Raw genomic sequence first — 20,813 nt, forward strand, 5'->3', positions numbered from 1 at the left:
GTAGCGCACGCCTCCCCCCCCCCCCCCACTCCCCCCCCCCCCCCCCCCCCCCCCCCCCCCACCCCCCCCCCCCCCCCCCCTCCCCTCCCCCCCCCTGCGCCGGCCGCCAGCGCCGCCGTCCTGGCCAAGGGCGAAAAAATTTACGGCGCCAATTGCCTGTCCTGCCACGGCGCCGGGGTGCTGGGCGCGCCCAAGTTCGGCGACGTGGCGGCGTGGCAGCCGCGCACCGCCAAGGGCATGGAAACGCTGTACAACAGCGCCCTCAACGGCTTCAAGATGATGCCCCCGCGCGGCGGCAACGCCGTGCTGAAGGACGATGAAATGAAGGCGGCGGTCGACTATATGGTCAGCGCCGCGCACGGGTGACACGGCGGAACCACCATGTTGATCACTTCCCTGCGCAAGACGTGCGTCTTGCTGGCTTGCGCTAGCTTCGCGGCCGGCGCCGCCGAACCGGCCATCCAGCGCATCCCCGGCCATGTGTTCGGCACCGCGGTCGAGGTGACGATCTACGGCGAGACCGAGGAGCGCGCCGGGCAACTCGGCGCGGCCGTGCTCAAGGAGTTCGACCGGCTGCACCACAAATTCCACGCCTGGCAGCCCAGCGCGCTGACGGCGCTGAACGACGCCATCGCGCGCGGCGACAGCTACCAGGGCGACGCCGAGATGGTCGACCTGCTGCAATCGGCCGGCCGGCTGGCGGCGCGCTCCGACAATCTGTTCAACCCGGCCATTGGCGGCCTGATCCGGCTGTGGGGTTTCCAGAGCAGCGACATTGGCGTCAGCGCGCCGTCCGCCGCGGCGATCCGCCGCTGGGTCGACGCCAAGCCGCGCATGAGCGACCTGCGCTACGACGGCAACCGCATTTCCAGCCGCAACCGGGCGGTGATGCTCGACCTGGGCGGCTACGCCAAGGGCTACGCGCTGGACCGCGCCGCCGCGCTGTTGCGCGCGCAGCATGTGCGGGCGGCGCTGGTCAACATTGGCGGCAACGTGTTGGCGATCGGCCAGCCGGGCCGGCGACCGTGGCGGGTCGGCGTGCGCGACCCGCGCGGCGCCGGCGCCGTGGCCCGGCTGGAGCTGCGCGACAACGAGGCGATCGGTACCAGCGGCGACTACCAGCGCTATTTCATGAACGACGGCAAGCGCCATCCGCACATCATCGACCCGCGCAGCGGCGACACCGTCGACCTGGTGGCCTCGGTCACCATCATCGCCGCTGGCGGCGCCCACCCCGGCATCGATTCGGACGGGCCGTCCAAGCCGCTGTTCATCGCCGGGCCGAAGCGCTGGCGGAGCCTGGCGCGGCGGCTCGGCCTGACCCATGTGCTGCTGATCGACGCCACCGGCGCGGTGGCGATGACGCCGGCGATGCGCGCCAGAATGGTGGGCGCGCCGCCTTAAGCCGGCCGCGGCGGATTGGACGCGCCGGGCGGACGTATTGGGGATAGAATCAAGGCGACGCCGAGCAACTTTATGTTCCGATAGGCCGGCGGGCTTGGCCTCGGTTTGCGCTAGCGCATGGGTGGCACGTCGCTCTCGTGCAGTAATCGAGGCAGGCCAGCCGAAGATAGCCGCGGGAAAAGATTGACTGCGGGAATAGCGCTCAATACTATCTCGGCGCATCCACCAGGAGTCGTCGTGACATATCGTCTTAATTTGCCCGCCATACTGCTGGCGCTGGCCTGCGCCGTTCCGTTGGCGCAGGCCGTGCCGGCCGCCCAGAAGGGGCGCAGCTGCCACCTGCCCGGTTCGGAGGAGGCGCTGCGCTGCGTCAGCGTCGCCGTGCCGCTCGACTACGCGCGCCCGGGCGCCGGCACGATCGCCTTGCACGTGACGCTGGCGCCGGCGTTGCGCGACCCGGCCAGCGCCGACCCGCTGTTCGTGCTGGCCGGCGGCCCGGGCGAGGCCGGCTCGGACGTGCTGCCGCTGCTGACCGCGACCTTCCGCAAGACCCGCGCCACGCGCGACATCGTCTTCATCGACCAACGCGGCAGCGGCCGCTCCGGCAAGCTCGAATGCGACAGCCCGGACGACGACGACGAGGCCCTCGGCGACGCCGCGGCCGAGCGGGCGGCGCTGGCCTGCCTGCGCGCGCTCAAGCAACCGCTGGCGGCCTACACCACGGCGGCCGCCGCGCGCGACCTGGAGCGGGTGCGCCTGGCGCTGGGTTACGCCAAGGTCAACCTGTGGGGCGGCTCCTACGGCACCCGGCTGGGCCAGGTCTACGCGCGCGCCTTTCCCGCCAGCGTGCGCGCCTTGATCCTCGACGGCGTGGCCGCGCCGGAGCAAGTGATCCCGGCGGGCGGGCGCGACAGCCAGGCCGCGCTGGACGGGCTGTTCAAGCGCTGCGCCGCCAACCCCGGCTGCGCGGCGGCCTATCCGAACCTGCGCGCCGAGTTCGCCGGCCTGCTCGAACGGGTCGGCCGCGGCGCCATCGAACTCGACCTCACCAACCCGCGCACGGCCGAACCGCTGCGCGTGACGATGAGCAGCCGGCGCTTCCTCGGCACCGTCCACGGCATCCTCTATTCGCCGCTCGACAGCGGCCGCCTGCCGTTCCTGATCCACGGCGCCCACCAGGGCCGCTGGCAACCCTTCGTCGCCCGCAGCAACGTCGCCACCGACTTCTCGACCGACGCCGGGCCGGGTCTGGGCCTGTACCTGGCGGTCACCTGCGCCGAGGACTTCCCGCGCCTGACGCCGCAACTGCTGGCCGACGACACCCGCGGCTCGTTTATGAACGCCGCCGAGATCCTGCGCCTGTCCAGCCTGTGCCAGGCGATCCGCGTGCCGGCGCAACCCTATGTGGCGCCGGCGCGCATCGCCGCGCCGGTGCTGATGCTGTCGGGCGCGCTCGACCCGGTGACGCCGCCGCACCGCGCCGAGGCCGCCGGACGCCATATGCGCGATGTCCAGCATTTCGTGGTCGCCAACGCCGGCCACGGCGTGTCGCAACTGGGCTGCGCGCCGCGCCTGCTGCGCGCCTTCCTCGACCAACCCGGGCGGCCGCTGGCCGCCGAGTGCCTCGGCGAGATCCCGGCGCCGCCGTTCCTGCTGCGCAGCGCCGGACCGCAACCTTGAGAAAGCCGACATGATCGAAGCTGACGATGTATGCAAACAATTCGGCGCCGTGCGCGCGCTCGGCGGCGTCAGTTTTTGCGCCCGCGACGGCCACATCACCGCCTTGCTGGGGCCGAACGGCGCCGGCAAGACCACGCTGCTGCGCCTGCTGGTGGGCCTGCTGGCGCGCGACCGCGGCAGCATCCGCGTCGACGGCGTCGACCCGGCCGTGGAGCCGATGGCGGTGCGCCGCAACATCGGCTTCCTGACCGACCAGTTCGGCCTGTACGAGCGCCTCAGCACGCGCGAATATCTGGCCTATTTCGGCGCGCTCAACGGCATGGACAAGGCCGCGGTGGCGCGCCGCACCGACGAGGTGGCGCAGCTGCTCGGCCTGGAGGACATCCTGGAACGCCGCGCCAAGGGCTTTTCGCAGGGCCAGCGCATCAAGGTGGCGCTGGCGCGCACGCTGCTGCACCGGCCGCGGCACCTGCTGCTCGACGAGCCCAGCCGCGGACTCGACGTGATGAGCACGCGCGCGCTACGGCGCGCGCTGACGGCGCTGCGCGCGGACGGCTGCTGCGTCATCATGGCTACCCACGTGATGCAGGAGGTCAGCCACCTGTGCGACGACGTCATCGTCATCGCCGGCGGGCGCAGCGTGGCGCAGGGTTCGCCGGCGCAGTTGTGCGCGCAAACCGGCATCGCCAGCCTGGAGGACGCCTTCGTCAGCCTGGTCGGCACCGACGAGGGGATCGCCGCATGAAGCCGAAGTGGATGGTGGTGTTGTCGAAGGAGTTGCTGGAGAACCTGCGGGACCGCCGCACCCTTGTCCTGCTGCTGCTGTTCGTGCTGCTGTACCCGGCCCTGTACGGCGTGCTGCTGAAGCGCACCATCGAGCGCGCCAGCACGCCCGAGCGCGAGGGCATCGAGCTGGTCGTCATCGGCGGCGCGCAGGCGCCCACGCTGATGGCCCAGCTGCGCCAGAACAACGTCACCGTCAGCGAGCGCGCGCCGATGTCGGACCAGCAAGTCACCGAGTTGCTGCGCCAGCACAAGGTGGTGGCCGTGCTCAAGCTGGAGCGGCGTTTCGGCCAGCACTACGAGGCGATGCGGCCGGCGCATATCGAGTTGTGGTACGACTCGGCCGCCGAGAACCAGACCAAGCAGAACGAGGTCGAGCAGGTGCTGCGCGAGTACAGCGCCAGCATCGCCAGCGCGCGCCTGCTGGCGCACGGCGTTTCGCCGACCACCGGCGTGCCGATCAAGCTGCAGCGCTACGACACCGGCACCAGCGCCTCGCGTTCGGCCAATTTTTTGGGCGCCTTGCTGGGCGGGCTGTTCCTGCCGGTGTTCATCTTTTGCATGAGCAGCGCCGTCGACAGCACCGCCGGCGAGCGTGAGCGGCGCTCGCTCGAAGTGCTGTTGGCGCAGCCGGCCAGCGCGCTCGAGCTGGTGGTCGGGAAATGGCTGGCGGCGGCGGCGATGTCGGTGATCGGTTTCACGCTCGAGCTGGTGCTGGTGCACGCGATCCTGCGCTGGCTGCCGCTGGAGGAGATCGGCATGTCGTGGAACCTGGGCGTGTCCGACCTGCTGCTGTTCTGCCTGGCGAGCGTTCCGCTGTCGCTGCTGGCGGCGGGGCTGGAGGTGGCGCTGGCGATGAACGCGAAATCGTTCAAGGAGGCGCAGAGCATGATCAGCTTCGTCACGCTGATACCGATGGTGCCGGTGGTGGCGGTGCCGATGCTGGGCTTGAGCACGGCCACCTGGATGTACCTGGTGCCGGTGCTGTCGCACCTGACGCTGCTGCGCGAACTGGCCAAGGGGCAGCAGGTGGGTTACTTGCCGTTCGCGCTGACGTTTGTCAGCGCGCTGGCGGTGGCGCTGCTCACGGTCGCCTTCGCCAGCTGGCGCATGAAAAGCGAGCGCTACGTGCTGTCGGTGTGAGGGGCCCGATGCAAGCGGCCGCTGCCGTTCCGCCACGCGCGGGTTTGCGCCAAATTGCGTCGGGACGGCGCCGCGTCGCTACACTGCCTCATGGCCACGCCGAACGACGACTACGACACGCCTTGGAAGGATGCCGTGACCCGGTATTTTCCTGACTTCGTGGCGTTTTATTTTCCGCTCGCCCACGCCGAGATCGACTGGTCGTGCCCGCAGCGCTTCCTCGAGCAGGAATTGGCGCAGGTTGCGCACGACGCCGAACTGGGGAAACGCCTGGCCGACAAACTGGTCGAGGTCACCCTGAAGGGCGGGGCGCCGCAGTGGGTGCTGGTGCATTTGGAGGTGCAGGGGCGGCGCGACAGCCGTTTCGCCGAGCGCATGTTTACCTACAACTACCGCATCTTCGACCGCTACCGCCGGCCCGTCGCCAGCATGGCGCTGCTGGCGGACGGCAGCGCCGGCTGGAAACCCGACAGCTTCGGCTACCAGTTGCTCGGCTGCACAGTGGGAATACAATTTCCCGTTGTTAAACTGGATGAGTTCGCCGGACGCGCCGAACAGTTGCTGGACGACCCAAACCCGTTCGCGCTGGTAACGGCTGCCTATTTGGCCACGCGCGACACCAAGGGCGACGATGTCCGCCGCGCCGCCGCGAAGTGGTTCATACTTGAACGGCTCCTTCTGCAAAATCGGGACAGGAGGATTATCATTGACCTGACCGTGGTGATCGACTGGTTAATGCGCCTGCCTCAACCACTGGAGCACGAGTTATGGCGCCGCATCGAGAAATTCGAAAGGGATCGGGCTATGCCTTATATTTCATCCTTTGAGCGTATCGGCCTGGAGCGCGGCCTTAAACAAGGTCTGCTGGAGGGACGGCGGGAAGGTTGCCGCGAGGGACAGGCATTGTTGTTGAGCAATATGTTGGCGGAGCGCTTCGGCGCGCTGCCCGCGCACCTGCAACAGCGTCTTGCCCAAGGCACGTCGGCCGAATTACTTGCCTGGTCCAAGGCTTTTGTCAACGCCGCAACGCTGGACGAGGTATTCAATACCTGAAGAGGGCGCGGCGTCGGACGCAGGCAGGGGCAAAAAAAAGCTCGCCGTAGCGAGCTTTTTCCACACCGGATCGTGCCGTTAGAACTGGTTCATCGTGTTGTCTTTACCCGATGCTTTCAGGGCGGCTTCGCCACTGAAGTATTCCTTGTGGTCGTCGCCGATGTCCGAGCCGGACATGTTCTGGTGCTTGACGCAGGCGATACCCTGGCGGATTTCCTTGCGCTGAACGCCGGCAACATAACCCAACATGCCTTGGTCGCCGAAGTACTCTTTCGCCAGGTTGTCGGTCGACAATGCAGCGGTATGGTAGGTCGGCAAGGTGATCAGGTGGTGGAAAATGCCGGCTTCACGGGCTGAGTCAGCCTGGAAGGTGCGGATTTTTTCATCGGCGGCGATCGCCAGTTCGGTTTCGTCGTATTCAACACTCATCAGCGCCGTGCGATCGTAGGAAGACACATCCTTGCCTTCGCTCTTCATGCTGTCGAACATCTGCTGGCGGAAGTTCAGGGTCCAGTTGAACGATGGGCTGTTGTTGTACACCAGCTTGGCGTTTGGAATGACTTTGCGAATCGCGCTGACCATGCCGCCGATCTGGGCGATGTGTGGTTTTTCGGTTTCGATCCACAGCAAGTCGGCGCCGTTTTGCAGCGACGTGATGCAATCGAGTACGCAACGCTCTTCGCCCGTGCCGGCGCGGAACTGGAACAAGTTGCTAGGCAGGCGCTTAGGACGCAGCAGTTTGCCGTCGCGCTTGATGACCACGTCGCCGTTACCCATCGAGTCGATCGACACTTCTTCAACGTCGAGGAAGGAGTTGTATTGGTCGCCCAGATCGCCCGGCTCGCGGGTGACCGCGATCTGCTTGGTCAAGCCGGCGCCCAGCGAGTCGGTACGTGCAACGATCACGCCGTCGTCGATACCCAGTTCCAGGAAGGCGTAACGCACGGCACGGATCTTCGCCAGGAAGTCTTCGTGGGGAACGGTGACCTTGCCGTCTTGGTGGCCGCACTGTTTTTCATCGGAAACCTGGTTTTCAATCTGGATGCAGCATGCGCCCGCTTCGATCAGTTGCTTGGCCATCAGATAGGTCGCTTCGGCGTTACCGAAACCGGCATCGATATCGGCGATGATCGGCACGACGTGGGTGATGTGCTTGTCGATCTTGTCCTGGATCGCCTGCTTGGCGGCGCCTTCGGCAGCGTCCAATTGGCGGAACAAACCGCCCAGCTCACGCGCGTCGGCTTGGCGCAGGAAGGTGTACAGCTCTCTGATCAGGTCGGCAACGGCGGTTTTCTCGTGCATCGACTGGTCAGGCAAGGGGCCGAACTCGGAGCGCAGGGCGGCAATCATCCAGCCGGACAGGTACAGGTAGCGACGGTCGGTGCTGTTGAAGTGCTTCTTAATCGAGATCATCTTCTGTTGACCGATGAAACCGTGCCAGCAACCCAGCGACTGGGTATATTTGGATGGGTCGGCGTCGTAGTTCGCCATGTCGTCGCGCATGATCTTGGCGGTGTACTTGGCGATGTCCAGACCGGTTTTGAAGCGGTTCTGGGTACGCATGCGTGCAGCGGATTCAGGATTGATCGCGTTCCAGGCACTACCTTCTTTGTCTTTCAGACCGGCAATGGCTTTGATGTCGTCTTGGTACTGTGACATGTGAATCTCCTAGATAGTAAAACAAGATTGATAAAACCGCATTGAGCGTCTGGATCTGTTCACGCTCTTACGAAAAAACTGGCGCTGCATAAAGGCAAACTGCATGTATAAATAATAGACGTTTTTTCCGATTGCGCCAAGTCTTATATAAGACATATGACTGAAATTAATTCTTTCGTTTTCAAAGGCTTACACAATATTTTTCGGTATGTGAAATCAATTTTCAAAAAATGGGATAAATCGCCGTTTTTCGGCGCAGTTGAATTTTCATAATGTGGGATTGTTTTTCAGCGCGAGCCCGCCCGTGCCCATTTTATTCAAACGACTTGATCGAGGACAAATTTGCCGGGCGGATTCGATTGACCGCCCCCTAGCCCGGGGCTAGAGTCAATTGGGTAGACCGCAACCCAGGCACAGCGACATGGCCAAGATATTTCCCATCCATCCCAAGAACCCCGAGCGTATCTGCTGGGGCTGTGACAAATACTGCGCGGCCGACGCTATGCGTTGTGGAAACGGCTCGGATCGCACCCAGCACCCCGTTGAGCTGTTCGGCGAGGACTGGAACGACTGGGGCCTGGACGCCGCCGACAAGGCCGAGCCGAAGGATAAGCCCTGACGCGGCGCGCCGCGGAAGGCGCCGCGGCCGTGCCGATCGGAAATCTTTTTATGTGCGATACCTTGTTCTATGCCTTATCGCACCGACGGCGCCGCGTCGTCGCGGCATTCTGGCCAGGTAGTCACCGCATAAAATTCAACAGGGGGGATAATCATGGGTAAGTATGTCTTGGGATGGATTCTGGGTGTTCCGGCGGTGGTGTTGGTCGTGATCTATATGGTCATGAACTAGTACCGGCGATAAAAAAAAAAAAACACCCAAGGGGGGGGGTTTTTTTTTTTGGGTATGGCGCTCCACCCCCACCAGATGCACGGCGAGGAGGTATGCAGACCTGCCTACCCAGTCACGCCCGGCGTCAGGCACAAATCGCCTTCGCCCAGGCGCGCCAGCGCCGTGTCGATGGCGACGAACTCGCCGTTGATCTGGTCGATATGGCTGGTGCGGCTGGCGCCGGCCAGGCCTTGGCGCAGCAGCGCCACCACTTCGCCGTCGGCGCGCCCGCGCTGGCACTGGTCCTGGTACAGCAGCACGTCGTCGAAGGCGGCGCCGAGGATGGCGGTCTGTTGGCGGATGTCCTCGTCGCGGCGGTCGCCGGCGCCGCTGATGACCACCGAGCGGCGCTTGGCCGGCATGCTGTCGACCGCGCTCACCAGCGCCAGGATGGCGTCCGGGTTGTGGCCGTAGTCGGCGATGACGGTGGCGCCGCGGTAGGCGAAGACGTTGAAGCGGCCCGGCGCGTTGTCGCTCTCGTTGGCGAACGAGGCCAGGCCGGCGCGGATCGCCTGCCAGTCGACGCCGACGGCCCAGGCGGCGGCCACCGAGGCCATGACGTTTTCAACCTGGAAACCGATGGCGCCGTTGCGCGTGATCGGCGCGCCGGCCAGCGCCAACCTGTGCACGCTGGCGCCTTCGGCCGCGACCAGGTCGCCGCCCTCGACGTAGAGCACGCGGTGGCCCTGGGCGCGGTGCAGCGACATCACCGGGTTCTGGCGGTCGGCGGCGAAGAAGGTGACGCTGCCGCGGCAGTTGGCGGCCATTTTGACGACGGCCGGGTCGGCCGCGTTGAGCACGGCGACGCCGGTCGCGGCGACGTTTTGCACGATCACCCGTTTCAGCACCGCCAGGTCCTCGACGGTGGTGATGTAGTTCAGGCCGAGGTGGTCGCCCGAGCCGATGTTGGTGACCACAGCGACCTGGCAGCGGTCGAAGGCCAGGCCTTCGCGCAGCACGCCGCCGCGGGCGGTTTCAAACACCGCCGCGTCGACGTCCGGGTGCAGCAGCACGTTGCGCGCGCTGCGCGGGCCGCTGCAGTCGCCACTGTCGATGCACCTTCCTTCGATATAGACGCCGTCGGTGTTGGTCATGCCGGTGCGCAGGCCGGCGGCCGTGAGCAGGTGGGCGATCAGGCGCACGGTGGTGGTCTTGCCGTTGGTGCCCGTGACGGCGACGACCGGGATGCGGCCGTCCTCGCCGTCGGCGAACATGGCCGCGACGATGGCTTCGCCGACCGGGCGGCCCTTGCCGAACGACGGCGACAGGTGCATGCGCAGGCCGGGCGCGGCGTTGACTTCGACGATGCCGCCGTTCTGCTCTTCGATCGGTTGCAGCACGCTGTCGCAGACCACGTCGACGCCGCAGATGTCGAGGCCGACCATGTGGGCGGCGGCGATGGCGCGCGCCGCCACTTCCGGGTGGACGTCGTCGGTGACGTCGGTGGCGGCGCCGCCGGTGGACAGGTTGGCGTTGTTGCGCAGGATGACGCGCTGGCCGGCCGGCGGCACCGAGTCGGCCAGGTAACCCTGTTTCGCCAGGCTGGCCAGGGCGATGTCGTCAAAGCGGATCTTGGTCAGCGAGGTCGCGTGGCCGCTGCCGCGGCGCGGGTCCAGGTTGACCTGCTCGACCAGTTCGCGCACCGAATGCAAGCCGTCGCCGACCACCTGGGGCGGGTCGCGCCGCGCCGCGGCCACCAGCTTGTTGCCGACCACCAGCAGGCGGAAGTCGTTGCCCGGCAGGTAGCGCTCGACCAGGATGTCGTCGCGGAATTCGCAGGCGGCGTGGTAGCCGGCCGTCAATTGCTCGCGGGTGGTGACGTTGACCGTCACCCCCTTGCCCTGGTTGCCGTCCTTCGGCTTGATCACCACCGGCAGGCCGATCTCGCAGGCAGCGGCCCAGGCGTCGTCGGCGTCGGCCACCACGCGCCCCAGCGGCACCGGCACGCCGGCCGCGTGCAGCAGGCGCTTGGTGAGTTCCTTGTCCTGGGCGATGGCTTCGGCGATGGCGCCGGTGCCGTCCATTTCGGCGGCCTGGATCTTGCGCTGGCGGCTGCCCCAGCCGAACATCACCAGGCTGCCGTCGGTCAGGCGGCGGAACGGGATGTTGCGCGCCACCGCGGCCTGCACGATGGCGCCGGTGCTCGGCCCCAGGCGCACGTCCTCGTCGAGCTCGCGCAACTGCGCCAGCGCGCCGGCCAGGTCGAACGGCAGGTCGGCGGCGGCGGCGCGGCACAGTTGCTGCGCCAGTTCCAGCGCGAGGCGGCCGACGGCCTCCTCGGAATACTCGACGACGACCTGGAAAATGCCCAGTTCCAGGGTCGGCGTGGTGCGGCTGAAGGTGACCGGGCAGCCGGCTTGCGCCTGCAGGCCGAGGGCCGCCAGTTCCAGCACGTGGGCCAACGGGATGGCGTCGTCGTGGCCGGTCGGCTGCAGCGCGTCGAGCGCCGGGAAGCGCGCGCGCAGGCGGCTTTCAAAGCCGGCCATGGCGCCGATGCACAATTCCTCTACGCCGCAGGCGACGATCGCCTCGACCGAGGTGTGGTGGCTCCACAGGTTGGGGCCGCGCAGCGCGCGTATGCGAGATACTTCCATAAACCGTTCTTCCTATCTTGTTGTGCGGGCCGCCGTCGCGGCGGGCGACGGCGGCGCCGTGCGTCCGGCGCGGGCGCCGGACCTCTTATTGCTCGATGCTTCACGACGCCGGCGGGCTGGCGCCACGCCGGACGCCGGTTTAACGACGCGCGTTTTTCGTTCCGGTGTCAAAGGTGCGCAGGCCGGCGCAGATCAGCTCGGGGGCGATGTTCAGCGCCCAGGCCGCGGCGACGGCGGCGACCACGGCTTCCGGCTCGGCCGCGGTCGGCGCCGGCAGCGTCGCCAGCATCAGCAGCACGGTGTCGGTGGCGCCGCTGGCCAGCACGACCGCGCCGTCCCGCAGGTAGACCGCGCGCCGGCCGGCGCCGCGCTGGCCGGCGATGGCCGGCAGCGCCGCGTCGAGGCCGTAGAAGAGCACCTCGCCGTCGCACAGGCCGGCCAGGTCGACCACGGCGGCGTCGGCGGCGTTGAGCACCGCCGCGCCGTCCGGCAGGATCACGTCGACCTGGGTGCGGACGACTTTGCGCAGGTCGTCGGCGTCGCAAATGTAGAATTCGGCCAGCTCGGGCTGGGGCGCCATGTCGGTGACGATGCCGACCGCGCACTTGTCGTAGGCCAGGCCCTCGCTGAGGATCATGCGCGCGTTGCTCTCGAATACCGCGGCCTGCACCGAGCGGTTGATCAGCAGGCGTTGGCCGGCGTCCCAGTTGACGCTGTCGTCGCCGGTGACGCGGCGCTGGTCGAGGTAGAGGCCGTCGGCGCAAACCACGCCGGTGTGCTTGCCGCTCATTTGCAGCAGGCTGCCGAGCAGGCGCGCCAGCAGGCTGGCGCCGCGGCTGCCGGTGACGCCGACCAGCGGAATGCGCCCGCTGTCGGCGGCGCCGAACAGGTGCGCGATGATGGCCGCGCCGACCGGGCGCGGCGCGCCCTCGGCCGGTTTCAGGTGGGCCAGCAGGCCGGGGCTGGCGTTGACTTCGATAATGGCGCCGCGCTGCTCGTCGAGCGGGCGCGAGATGTCCTCGGCGACCAGGTCGACGCCGGCGATGTCGAGGCCGACCACGCGCGCGGCCAGCGCGGCGGCGTAGGCCACCGACGGATGGACGCGGTCGGTGACGTCGTAGCCGACGTTGCCGTTCGGCTGGATCAGCACCTTCTGTCCGGCCAGCGGCACCGAATAGGCGCTCAAGCCCTGGCGCTCCAGTTCGAGGATGATCTCGGCGCCCTTTTCCGGCGCCAGCGCGTTCAGCGGCGCGTCCTCGCCGGTGCCGCGGCGCGGGTCGGTGTTGATCTGGCTGTCGACCAGCGCGATGACGTTGGCCACGCCGTCGCCGGTGACCCACAGCGACTCGCCCTTGGCGGCGGCGACGACGCGTTGGCCGACCACCAGCAGGCGGTGCTCGTCGCCGGTGATGTAGCGTTCCACCAGCACGCTCTTGCTGTCGCCCTTGCGGCTGGCCAGGTGGTAGGCCGCCTCGACGTCGGCCCGGGTCGACAGGTTCAGCGACACGCCGCGGCCGTGGTTGCCGTCGTAGGGCTTGACGACCACCGGCAGGCCGATGTCCTGCGCCTCTTCCCACGCCTCCTCGGCGCTTTTCACCAGGCTGCCCTCGGGCACCGGCACGCCGCAGGACTTGAGCAGCGACTTGGTCAGGTCCTTGTCGCTGGCGATGCTTTCGGCGATGGCGCTGGTGCGGTCGGTCTCGGCGGTCCAGATGCGGCGCTGGGCGGCGCCGTGGCCCAATTGCACCAGGTTGCCGTCGGTCAGGCGCAGCGAGGGGATCTTGCGCTCGGTGGCCGCTTCGACGATATGCGCCGTGCTCGGCCCCAGGCAGTGCTCGTCGACCAGCTCGCGCAATTGCGCCAGCGCGGCGTCGAGGTCGAAGGCGCCGTCCTCGATGGCCGCCAGCAGCAGCGCGCGGCCGGCTTCCAGCGCGGCGCGCCCGACCTGCTCCTGGCGCGTGCGGAAGGCCATCTTGTAGACGCCGCGCTGCGGCGTCGAACGGGTCTTGCCGAAACCGGTGCGCATGCCGGCCAGGTTTTGCAACTCCAGCACCACGTGTTCCAGGATGTGGCCGGACCAGGTGCCTTCGCGCAGGCGTTCGAGGAAGCCGCCGCGCTGGCCGACGCCGCAGCGGTGTTCGATCAGGCCGGGCAGCCACGCCACCAGGCGCTGGTACAGGCCGGGCAGGGCGTTCGACGGGAAGTCTTCCAATTCGCCAATATCCAGCCATACCTCCACCACCGGGCGGTAGGTCCAGATGTTGGGGCCGCGCAGGTGGTTCACGCGGAGGAATGCGATGTCTTTCTTGTTTGTCATGTAAATAATTTTTCGATAACAGGCTTGGCGCTTTCCGCGCCCAATTATTATTTAGAGGCTTTCTTCCAATTGCCTTGTGTGTGCATGCATGTTCGCTGCTGCCGCAGAATGCGCATCCCGATTCGCTGGATGGCACCGCGAAAAATGCTGTCCTGGTATTGCCGGTCTTTCTATAGTGATGCCAATATGTCAGCAAAATAGGGGAAAACCGGCGGCTGCCACCACCCCGTCGTCCCGACTTGCCTAAAACGCATCCTGTTGTATGCTGGCGCTAACCCCAAGTAACGAAGCTTACCGTGCGGAACCGATTTCCACCAGCCCGCGCCCCATCCGATAGAATACCGTAAATTTCTGCCCCGATACGCACCCTATCAGCGTTATCCGCAACAGATTGACAGACGGAATTGATCGGGCCATTGTGTGCCTTTCCCCATTTTTTCCCAGAATCCCCCGCCCGTAAGGGGCTAGTCCTAAAGCCGGAACACGCTTGACAATGACAACTGAACAACTATTACCCGCCACCGCCGCCGCCCTCGCGGCGCCATCCGTTCCCGAACACTGGCAAGCCGAGGTCGAAAAAAAGCTCGCACCCGGGGAGAACGCTTTAGGTAGCGTGGAGGTTGACCTGGATGCGCGATTGCGCTTCACAAAGGGCATCATCGTCGTCACCGAGCGGCGCGTGCTGGCGCGCGCGCCCGGCGAAACGCTGTGGCACGACTGGCCCTACCGCGCCGGCCTGGGCCTGAAACACCACGACCACGCCGGCGTCGGCCACCTCGAATTGCAAGACGAGCAGGGGCGGCTGGCGGCGTGGCGCTTCACGCTGGGCCAGAACCTGCACGCGATGCGCCTGATCGACCAGTTCCGCGAGCAGTTGCAGGGCCACGTCAGCGGCGCGCCGGTGCAGCCGGCCGAGCAGAACGTCTGCCCGAGCTGCAAGGCGCCGCTGGAGCCGGACCAGGACGAATGCCCGATCTGCACCAAGGTGCTGTATACGCCGCCGTCGACCTGGACGCTGCTGCGGCTGTGGCGCTTCGCGCTGCCGTATCGCGCCCAGCTGGCGCTGGGCTTCACGCTGATGCTGCTGAGCACGGCCGCGCACATGATTCCGCCGTACCTGACCAAACCGCTGATGGACAACGTCCTGATCCCCTACCAGAACGGGCTGAAGATCGAGCCGATGCTGGTGGTGTGGTACATGTCGGGCCTGCTCGGCTCGGCCGTGCTGGCCTGGGCGCTGGGTTGGTGGAAGACCTATGTGCTGGCGCTGGTGTCGGAACGCATGGGCGCCGACCTGCGCTCGGCCACCTACGAGCATTTGTTGAAACTGTCGCTGGAATACTTCGGCGGCAAGCGCACCGGCGACCTGATGTCGCGCATCGGCAGCGGCAGCGACCGCATCTGCGTGTTCCTGTCGCTGCACCTGCTCGACTTCGCCTCCGACGTGCTGATGATCATCATGACCGGCGTTATCCTGTGGAGCCTGAACCCGTGGCTGGCCGTGATGACGCTGCTGCCGCTGCCCTTCATCGCCTGGATGATCCACGTCGTGCGCGACCGCCTGCGCACCGGCTTTGAAAAGATCGACCGGGTCTGGGGCGAGGTCACCAACGTGCTGGCCGACACCATCCCCGGCATCCGCGTGGTCAAGGCCTTCGCCCAGGAGCAGCGCGAGGCGGCCCGCTTCCGCGAGGCCAACGCGCACAACCTGGCCGTCAACGACAAGCTCAACAAGGTCTGGTCGCTGTTCTCGCCGACCGTGTCCTTCCTGACCGAACTGGGCCTGCTGGTGATCTGGTGCTTCGGCATCTGGCAAGTGTCGACCGGTGAAATCACCGTCGGCGTGCTGACCGCCTTCATCGCCTACAGCAGCCGCTTCTACGGCCGCCTCGACTCGATGAGCCGGATCGTCTCGGTGACGCAAAAATCGGCCTCGGCGGCCAAGCGCATCTTCGACATCCTCGACCACGTCTCCAGCGTGCCGGAGCCGCTCAACCCGGTCAAACTGGAGCGGATCGAGGGCCGCATCGACCTGCGCGAAGTCGGTTTCCGCTACGGCAACCGGGCCGTCAACCGCGGCATCACGCTGAACATCAAGCCGGGCGAGATGATCGGCCTGGTCGGCCACAGCGGCTCGGGCAAGAGCACGCTGGTCAACCTGATCTGCCGCTTCTACGACGTCTCCGAGGGCGCGATCCTGCTCGACGGCGTCGACATCCGCTCGCTGGCGGTGTCGGACTACCGCCGCAACATCGGCCTGGTGTTGCAGGAACCGTTCCTGTTCTTCGGCACCATCGCCGACAACATCGCCTACGGCAAGCCGGGCGCCAGCCGCGAGGACATCATCGCCTCGGCGCGCGCGGCGCACGCCCACGAATTCATCCTGCGCCTGCCGCAGGGCTACGACTCGATGGTCGGCGAGCGCGGCCAGGGCCTGTCCGGCGGCGAGCGCCAGCGCATCTCGATCGCCCGCGCGCTGTTGATCGACCCGCGCATCCTGATCATGGACGAGGCCACCTCGTCGGTCGACTCGGAAACCGAGAAGGAAATCCAGAAGGCGCTCGACAACCTGGTGCAGGGCCGCACCACGATCGCCATCGCGCACCGCCTGTCGACGCTGCACCGGGCCGACCGCCTGGTGGTGCTGGACCGCGGCGAAGTGGTCGAGATCGGCAGCCACGACGACTTGATGGCGCGCGAGGGCGCGTATTTCCGGCTCTACGAGGCGCAGGCGCGCAACGTCGACACCGACATGGATGACAAGGAGGACTGAGAATGGCAAGCACAACGTTTCAACTGAGCCGCGACAGCTTCGGCAAACTGACCCTGACCACCGCCGACGGCCTGGTGCACGAGGGCGTGGTGCCGGTGCGCGCGTTCCCGATCCAGTCGCCCGAGCGCGGCATCTCGATGGTGCTGCACGACGGCCGCGAGGTGGCCTGGATCGACTACCTCGGCGAGCTGCCGACGGCGCTGCGCACGCTGGTGCAGGACGAGCTGGACGGGCGCGAATTCATGCCCGAGATTGTGCACATCGGCAGCGTCAGCAGCTACGCCACGCCGTGCACCTGGCACGTCAAGACCGACCGCGGCGACACCCACTTCGTGCTCAAGGGCGAGGAAGACATCCGCCGTATCGGCGCCGCCTCGCTGCTGGTGGCCGACAGCCACGGCATCCACTTCCTGGTGCGCGACATGTTCGGCATCGACAAGCACAGCCGCAAGATCCTCGACCGCTTCCTGTAACACTGCAAAGGCGCCGCCGATTCGGGGCGGTCGCCGGGCGATTTCCGCTTGAACCTGCGGCTCCGCCTTCACCCGCCGCGGCGTTCAATTGAGCGGCAATTCGTGGCGTCCTGGTGTTGCATAAAATACATACTTATCAAATTTAAAACTATGATATTATATTAAGTATACTATTTCAAGAATGGCGGGAACAATGGAAGCGGAAGAGCGAATAGCCGACCCGGCGCGCAGTTTGACCGACCTTGTTCGCGCGCGCCAGAACAACCGCATTTTGCGCCTGTCCTTTCCCCACAACGACGGACCCCGGTGCGAGTTTGTTGTCAACAAGCTCGACGCGCTGGAAAGCATGTCGCGCGATTTCGAGTACACCATCGAAATCCTGTCGGATAACGAAGCGCTGGCACCGAAGGACATCCAGGGCAAGTTGTTTAGCGTGCAATTGGTGCAGGCCGGCGGCACGCTGCGCTATTTTTCCGGCTATTGCTTCGCCTTCAGGCGCGTGCGCGCCGGCGGCATCACCTTCTACGAAGCGAAGCTGGGGCCATGGCTCAAGTATCTGACCTTGCGCACGGATAACTATTTGTTCCATGACGCGACCGTGTACCAGCAGAGCGCCAGCATCTTCGCCGACTACGCGGCGCATGCCGTATGGCAGTTCAGCGTGGGTGGCATCGACGCGCCGATGACCGACGCCTGCCAGTTCAACGAGACCGACAGCAACTATCTGCACCGCCGCTGGGAGGCTGCGGGCATCCACTACCACTACGAGCACGATGAAAAGGGCCACACGCTGGTGCTCTCGGACGACTCCAGGGCGGCCGCTCCAATCGACGGCGACGCGGCGATCATGTTCCACCGCCACGCCGGCGCGCGGGAGGAGGACGCCATCGGCGAGTGGTCGCCGGGGCGCCGGATTGAGCCGGCCGGCGTGGCGCTGACGGGCTTCAACTTCAAGAACCCGGTGCCGCTGGAAATGGGCGTGCCGACGATCGCCGCGCAGGGGACAGTGCTCGACGTCGAATCGTACGAGTACGCCGGCGCCTACGGCTTCAAGAACCGCGCAGACGGCGACCGCCTGGCGCGGCTGCGGATGGAGGAAAGGGAGGCGACGGGCGAGCATGTTGACGCCTCGGGCAACAACCGCCGCGTCCAGCCCGGGCGCTGGTTCAGCCTGACTGACCGCCTCGGCGGGTACCCGTTCGGCGACCAGCCCGACCGCGGCGAGAACGCCTTCCTGATCCTTTCCGTGCACCATGTCGCGAGCAACAATTATTTACAGGATGCCGAGCAAAGGCCGCACTACAGCAACCGCCTGCGCTGCGTCCGCAAGGCGCTGCCGTGGCGCCCGGGACGCAATTTCAACAGCGTCGACACGAGGATCCTGGCGCCGCAGACGGCGACGGTGGTCGGTCCCGAGGGCCAGGGCAGCCTGTTCACGGACGAGTACGGCAGGGTGCGCGTCCAGTTCCACTGGGACCGGGTCGGCGGCCACGACGAAGCCAGTTCAGCCTGGATCCGGGCGGCCACCTCCTGGGCCGGCAACCAGTTGGGCGCGTCGGCGCTTCCGCGCGTCGGTTCCGAGGTGATGGTAATGTGGCTCGACGGCTGCCCGGACCGTCCTTTGGTCACCGGCGCGGTCCATAACGCCCGCTACATGCCGCCGTGGGCGCTGCCGGACCAGCAGGCCTTGATGGGCTTGCGCAGCCGCGAACTGACGCCCGCAGGCGGCAACGCCGCGGGCGGCAGAAGCAACCACCTGATATTGGACGATAGCAACGGGCAGATCCAGGCCCAGCTCAAGAGCGACCACCAGCACAGCCAGCTTTCGCTCGGGCATGTCACGCGCGTCGAGGGTAACGCCGGGCGCATGGACGCGCGCGGCGAGGGCTGGGAGCTGGCTTCGGACGCCTGGGGCGTCGCCCGCGCCGGCAGGGGCATGTTGATCACCACCGAGGCGCGCCCGGCCGCGCAGTCGTACATCAAGGACATGGGCGAGACGGTGCAGCGGCTGCGGCAGGCGCGCGCGCGCCACAAGGCGCTGGCGGAGGCGGCGCAAGAGCGCGGCGCGCAGGAAGCCTCCGGGCAACAGGCGGACGTCGCCGCAGTGATCGACGCGCAGAACGAGGCCGTCGCCGGGGCGGGCGCCAAGGGTGCCTTTCCAGAACTGGCCGCGCCACTGCTGGTGTTAGCCAGCCCGGCCGGCATTGCGACGACGACGGGGCAGTCGACCCACATTGCCAGCGCCGAGCACACCGCCGTCACCAGCGGCAAAAGCCTATCGATCGCGGCGGGCGACGGTTTCTTCGCCAGCGTGGGCCGCACCTTCCGGCTGTTCGTGCACAAGGCCGGTATGAAGCTCGTCGCGGCGGCGGGCAAGGTGACGATCGAGGCCCAGAGCGACGACATCGAGGTCATCGCCAACAAGGTGCTGGAGTTGATCAGCCAGACGGACTGGGTCGATATCCGCGGCAAGAAGGGCGTGCGCCTGCACGGCGCCAACCACATGCTGGAGATCGGCGAGAAGGTGCAGTTCTTCTCGTCCTCGCCGGTGCTCTTCCACGGCAACCTGGAGACGCTGGGGCCGAAGAGCGTGTCGCAATCCTTCAACGAAAGGCCGGGCAGCCGCTACGACCAGGAAGTCAGGATGCTACAGGTGGACAACAAGCCGGCGCCGCACGTTGAATACGAACTGCTGCGCGAGGACGGCAACCTGATCAGCGGCAAGACGGGCGCCGCCGGCAGCACCGAATTACAAAAAGGAACGGGTATGGACAGCTACACTATCCGCTACAAGGGCGAACTGCCATGAGCGGAGCGAAGGACGGACTCAACCAACACGGCAACCATCCGGGAGAATTTTCCCAGGGCGTGGGCGGCTGGGCCGAATACACGGTCAACATGACCAAGACGGAGGACACGGTCCGGCACGACATCAAGGTGCCGCCTGGGAAAGTCATACCGGTGATTTTCCTGCCGGGCGTGATGGGCAGCAACCTGCGCATGAGCAAGGCGAGGCAAGATGGCTTGAGGCGGCCGGACAACCGCGCCTGGCGCCCGGACGACATGGTGACCATCTCCGGGAAGCGCCAAGTCGTAACCAACGCCGGCCTGGGCGGCTGGTTCAAAAACGCCACGCCGGCACAGCGGCAACTTGTATTCGATCAAAACGAGACCGAGGTGGAGTATTACCACTATACGGAAAGCCGCGGCCGGTTTGATCCCGAGGGTAAAGAAACGCTGGCCGCCGACGCCCGCCACCAAAACGTGCCCGACGGTTTCGGCGCTATCCCTCCGTTGCTGGGCAATAATCAGATGAGGACGCCGGGCCAGCCCTATGTGCGCCGCGAGTCTGCCGCGCAAATCGCGCGCTGGCGCGGTTGGAGCGAAGTCCTGTTTGATGGCGCTTATGGCAAAATGTTGTCGGTAGCAGAGCGCTTACTCAACAACATCGCCAAGGATGGAACAACGACGATGTTTTGGCAAGCGAAACCCATGCTCGACAATATTGCCGTCAGTCCGATGCATCACGACATCAGCAAACTGGTTCTACAAGGGCCGGTTGCATGCGGTGGAAAGGCGGGGCCGGTCATCACCGACAGTGAGCTGCTGAAAATTGCGGCATGCTGGTATCCGGTTCATGCGATGGGATACAATTTTCTGCAAAGTAACGGCAAGTCGGCCCAGGTCATCGCCAAGCGCATTCGCGGCATGGTCAAGGGGTATCAGGAACGCGGCTTTAAATGCGACGAAGTGATCATCGTCACCCACAGCATCAATCCACCCAAGTTAAGGATTTTCCAACCTTTTAACATGGTTTTTGGGCCATGTGCTTGTGCGGCTTCGGCCTGGCTTTGCGTGTTTTGGATAGATTTTCCCTATGGACGTATGTCCGTTTCGCAATCAGGCGCAGCACCTCGCGCAGTAACTTCGCCACCTTTTTTCCGAGCAGGAGGGCCGGCAACAATGGTTTGAGGGCGGTATGCGCATAGGCGTGGTTGATGCGCTCGGCTGCGCGCAGGTCGGCGCTGTCGTGGGCTGTCAAGGC

14 protein-coding genes are annotated in these 20,813 nt (G+C 66.1%); 11 read left to right on the forward strand and 3 right to left on the reverse strand.

The genetic code is table 11. The annotated features are described in order from the left end of the window. From ACFDR9_RS21010 to ACFDR9_RS21035, 6 genes are all read left to right on the forward strand, one after another. Positions 1-366 (forward strand): c-type cytochrome (locus ACFDR9_RS21010; protein WP_409032230.1); only part of this gene is annotated, 366 nt, incomplete at its 5' end. A 15-nt stretch (positions 367-381) separates the two neighbouring features. Next, positions 382-1,404 carry an FAD:protein FMN transferase gene (locus ACFDR9_RS21015; protein WP_017879067.1) on the forward strand — a complete coding sequence of 341 codons (1,023 nt, stop codon included), beginning with the start codon at positions 382-384 and terminating at the stop codon, positions 1,402-1,404. Between the two features lie 237 nt (positions 1,405-1,641). After that, complete coding sequence (locus ACFDR9_RS21020; protein ID WP_409032231.1) at positions 1,642-3,084, forward strand: alpha/beta fold hydrolase; 1,443 nt, start codon at positions 1,642-1,644, stop codon at positions 3,082-3,084. A 10-nt stretch (positions 3,085-3,094) separates the two neighbouring features. Continuing rightward, positions 3,095-3,829 carry an ATP-binding cassette domain-containing protein gene (locus tag ACFDR9_RS21025; protein WP_017879069.1) on the forward strand — a complete coding sequence of 245 codons (735 nt, stop codon included), beginning with the start codon at positions 3,095-3,097 and terminating at the stop codon, positions 3,827-3,829. Continuing rightward, complete coding sequence (locus ACFDR9_RS21030) at positions 3,826-5,010, forward strand: ABC transporter permease (RefSeq protein WP_409032232.1); 1,185 nt, start codon at positions 3,826-3,828, stop codon at positions 5,008-5,010. The genes ACFDR9_RS21025 and ACFDR9_RS21030 overlap by 4 nt, the downstream gene beginning before the upstream one ends. Positions 5,011-5,100: 90 nt before the next feature. Further along, complete coding sequence (locus tag ACFDR9_RS21035; protein WP_409032233.1) at positions 5,101-6,063, forward strand: DUF4351 domain-containing protein; 963 nt, start codon at positions 5,101-5,103, stop codon at positions 6,061-6,063. A gap of 78 nt (positions 6,064-6,141) precedes the next feature. Here the strand turns inward: ACFDR9_RS21035 and ACFDR9_RS21040 are convergent, their stop codons facing one another. Then, positions 6,142-7,722 carry an isocitrate lyase gene (locus ACFDR9_RS21040; protein WP_017879073.1) on the reverse strand — a complete coding sequence of 527 codons (1,581 nt, stop codon included), beginning with the start codon at positions 7,720-7,722 and terminating at the stop codon, positions 6,142-6,144. A gap of 421 nt (positions 7,723-8,143) precedes the next feature. On the opposite strand from ACFDR9_RS21040, the gene ACFDR9_RS21045 reads away from it, so the two are divergent. Beyond that, entirely contained in the window at positions 8,144-8,341 is a 198-nt protein-coding gene (locus tag ACFDR9_RS21045; protein ID WP_026133448.1) for a DUF3079 domain-containing protein, read from the forward strand. A gap of 335 nt (positions 8,342-8,676) precedes the next feature. Here the strand turns inward: ACFDR9_RS21045 and cphA (ACFDR9_RS21050) are convergent, their stop codons facing one another. Both cphA (ACFDR9_RS21050) and cphA (ACFDR9_RS21055) read right to left on the reverse strand, forming a co-directional pair. Further along, positions 8,677-11,205: a cyanophycin synthetase gene (cphA, locus tag ACFDR9_RS21050; RefSeq protein WP_409032234.1), complete on the reverse strand. Its 2,529-nt coding sequence runs from the start codon at positions 11,203-11,205 to the stop codon at positions 8,677-8,679. 139 nt (positions 11,206-11,344) lie between these two features. After that, positions 11,345-13,522 (reverse strand): cyanophycin synthetase, encoded by a 2,178-nt coding sequence (gene cphA, locus ACFDR9_RS21055; protein WP_409032235.1) that lies wholly within the window; start codon positions 13,520-13,522, stop codon positions 11,345-11,347. A gap of 493 nt (positions 13,523-14,015) precedes the next feature. On the opposite strand from cphA (ACFDR9_RS21055), the gene ACFDR9_RS21060 reads away from it, so the two are divergent. The 4 genes from ACFDR9_RS21060 to ACFDR9_RS21075 all read left to right on the forward strand — a co-directional run bounded on the left by ACFDR9_RS21060 (position 14,016) and on the right by ACFDR9_RS21075 (position 20,740). Continuing rightward, the gene (locus ACFDR9_RS21060) at positions 14,016-16,295 is read left to right on the forward strand and encodes an ABC transporter ATP-binding protein (RefSeq protein ID WP_409032239.1); all 2,280 of its coding nucleotides are present in this window, start codon (positions 14,016-14,018) and stop codon (positions 16,293-16,295) included. A 2-nt stretch (positions 16,296-16,297) separates the two neighbouring features. Continuing rightward, positions 16,298-16,768, forward strand: coding sequence for a DUF1854 domain-containing protein (locus ACFDR9_RS21065; protein ID WP_409032236.1), 471 nt, complete (start codon positions 16,298-16,300; stop codon positions 16,766-16,768). Positions 16,769-16,961: 193 nt separating this feature from the next. Next, positions 16,962-19,577: a type VI secretion system Vgr family protein gene (locus tag ACFDR9_RS21070; RefSeq protein ID WP_409032237.1), complete on the forward strand. Its 2,616-nt coding sequence runs from the start codon at positions 16,962-16,964 to the stop codon at positions 19,575-19,577. After that, positions 19,574-20,740, forward strand: a complete 1,167-nt coding sequence (locus ACFDR9_RS21075) for a hypothetical protein (RefSeq protein WP_409032238.1) — start codon at positions 19,574-19,576, stop codon at positions 20,738-20,740. Before ACFDR9_RS21070 ends, ACFDR9_RS21075 begins: the two co-directional genes overlap by 4 nt. Positions 20,741-20,813: the final 73 nt, after the last annotated feature.

This window comes from Janthinobacterium sp. CG_23.3, assembly GCF_046115965.1.
In the GTDB taxonomy this organism is placed as follows: domain Bacteria; phylum Pseudomonadota; class Gammaproteobacteria; order Burkholderiales; family Burkholderiaceae_D; genus Janthinobacterium.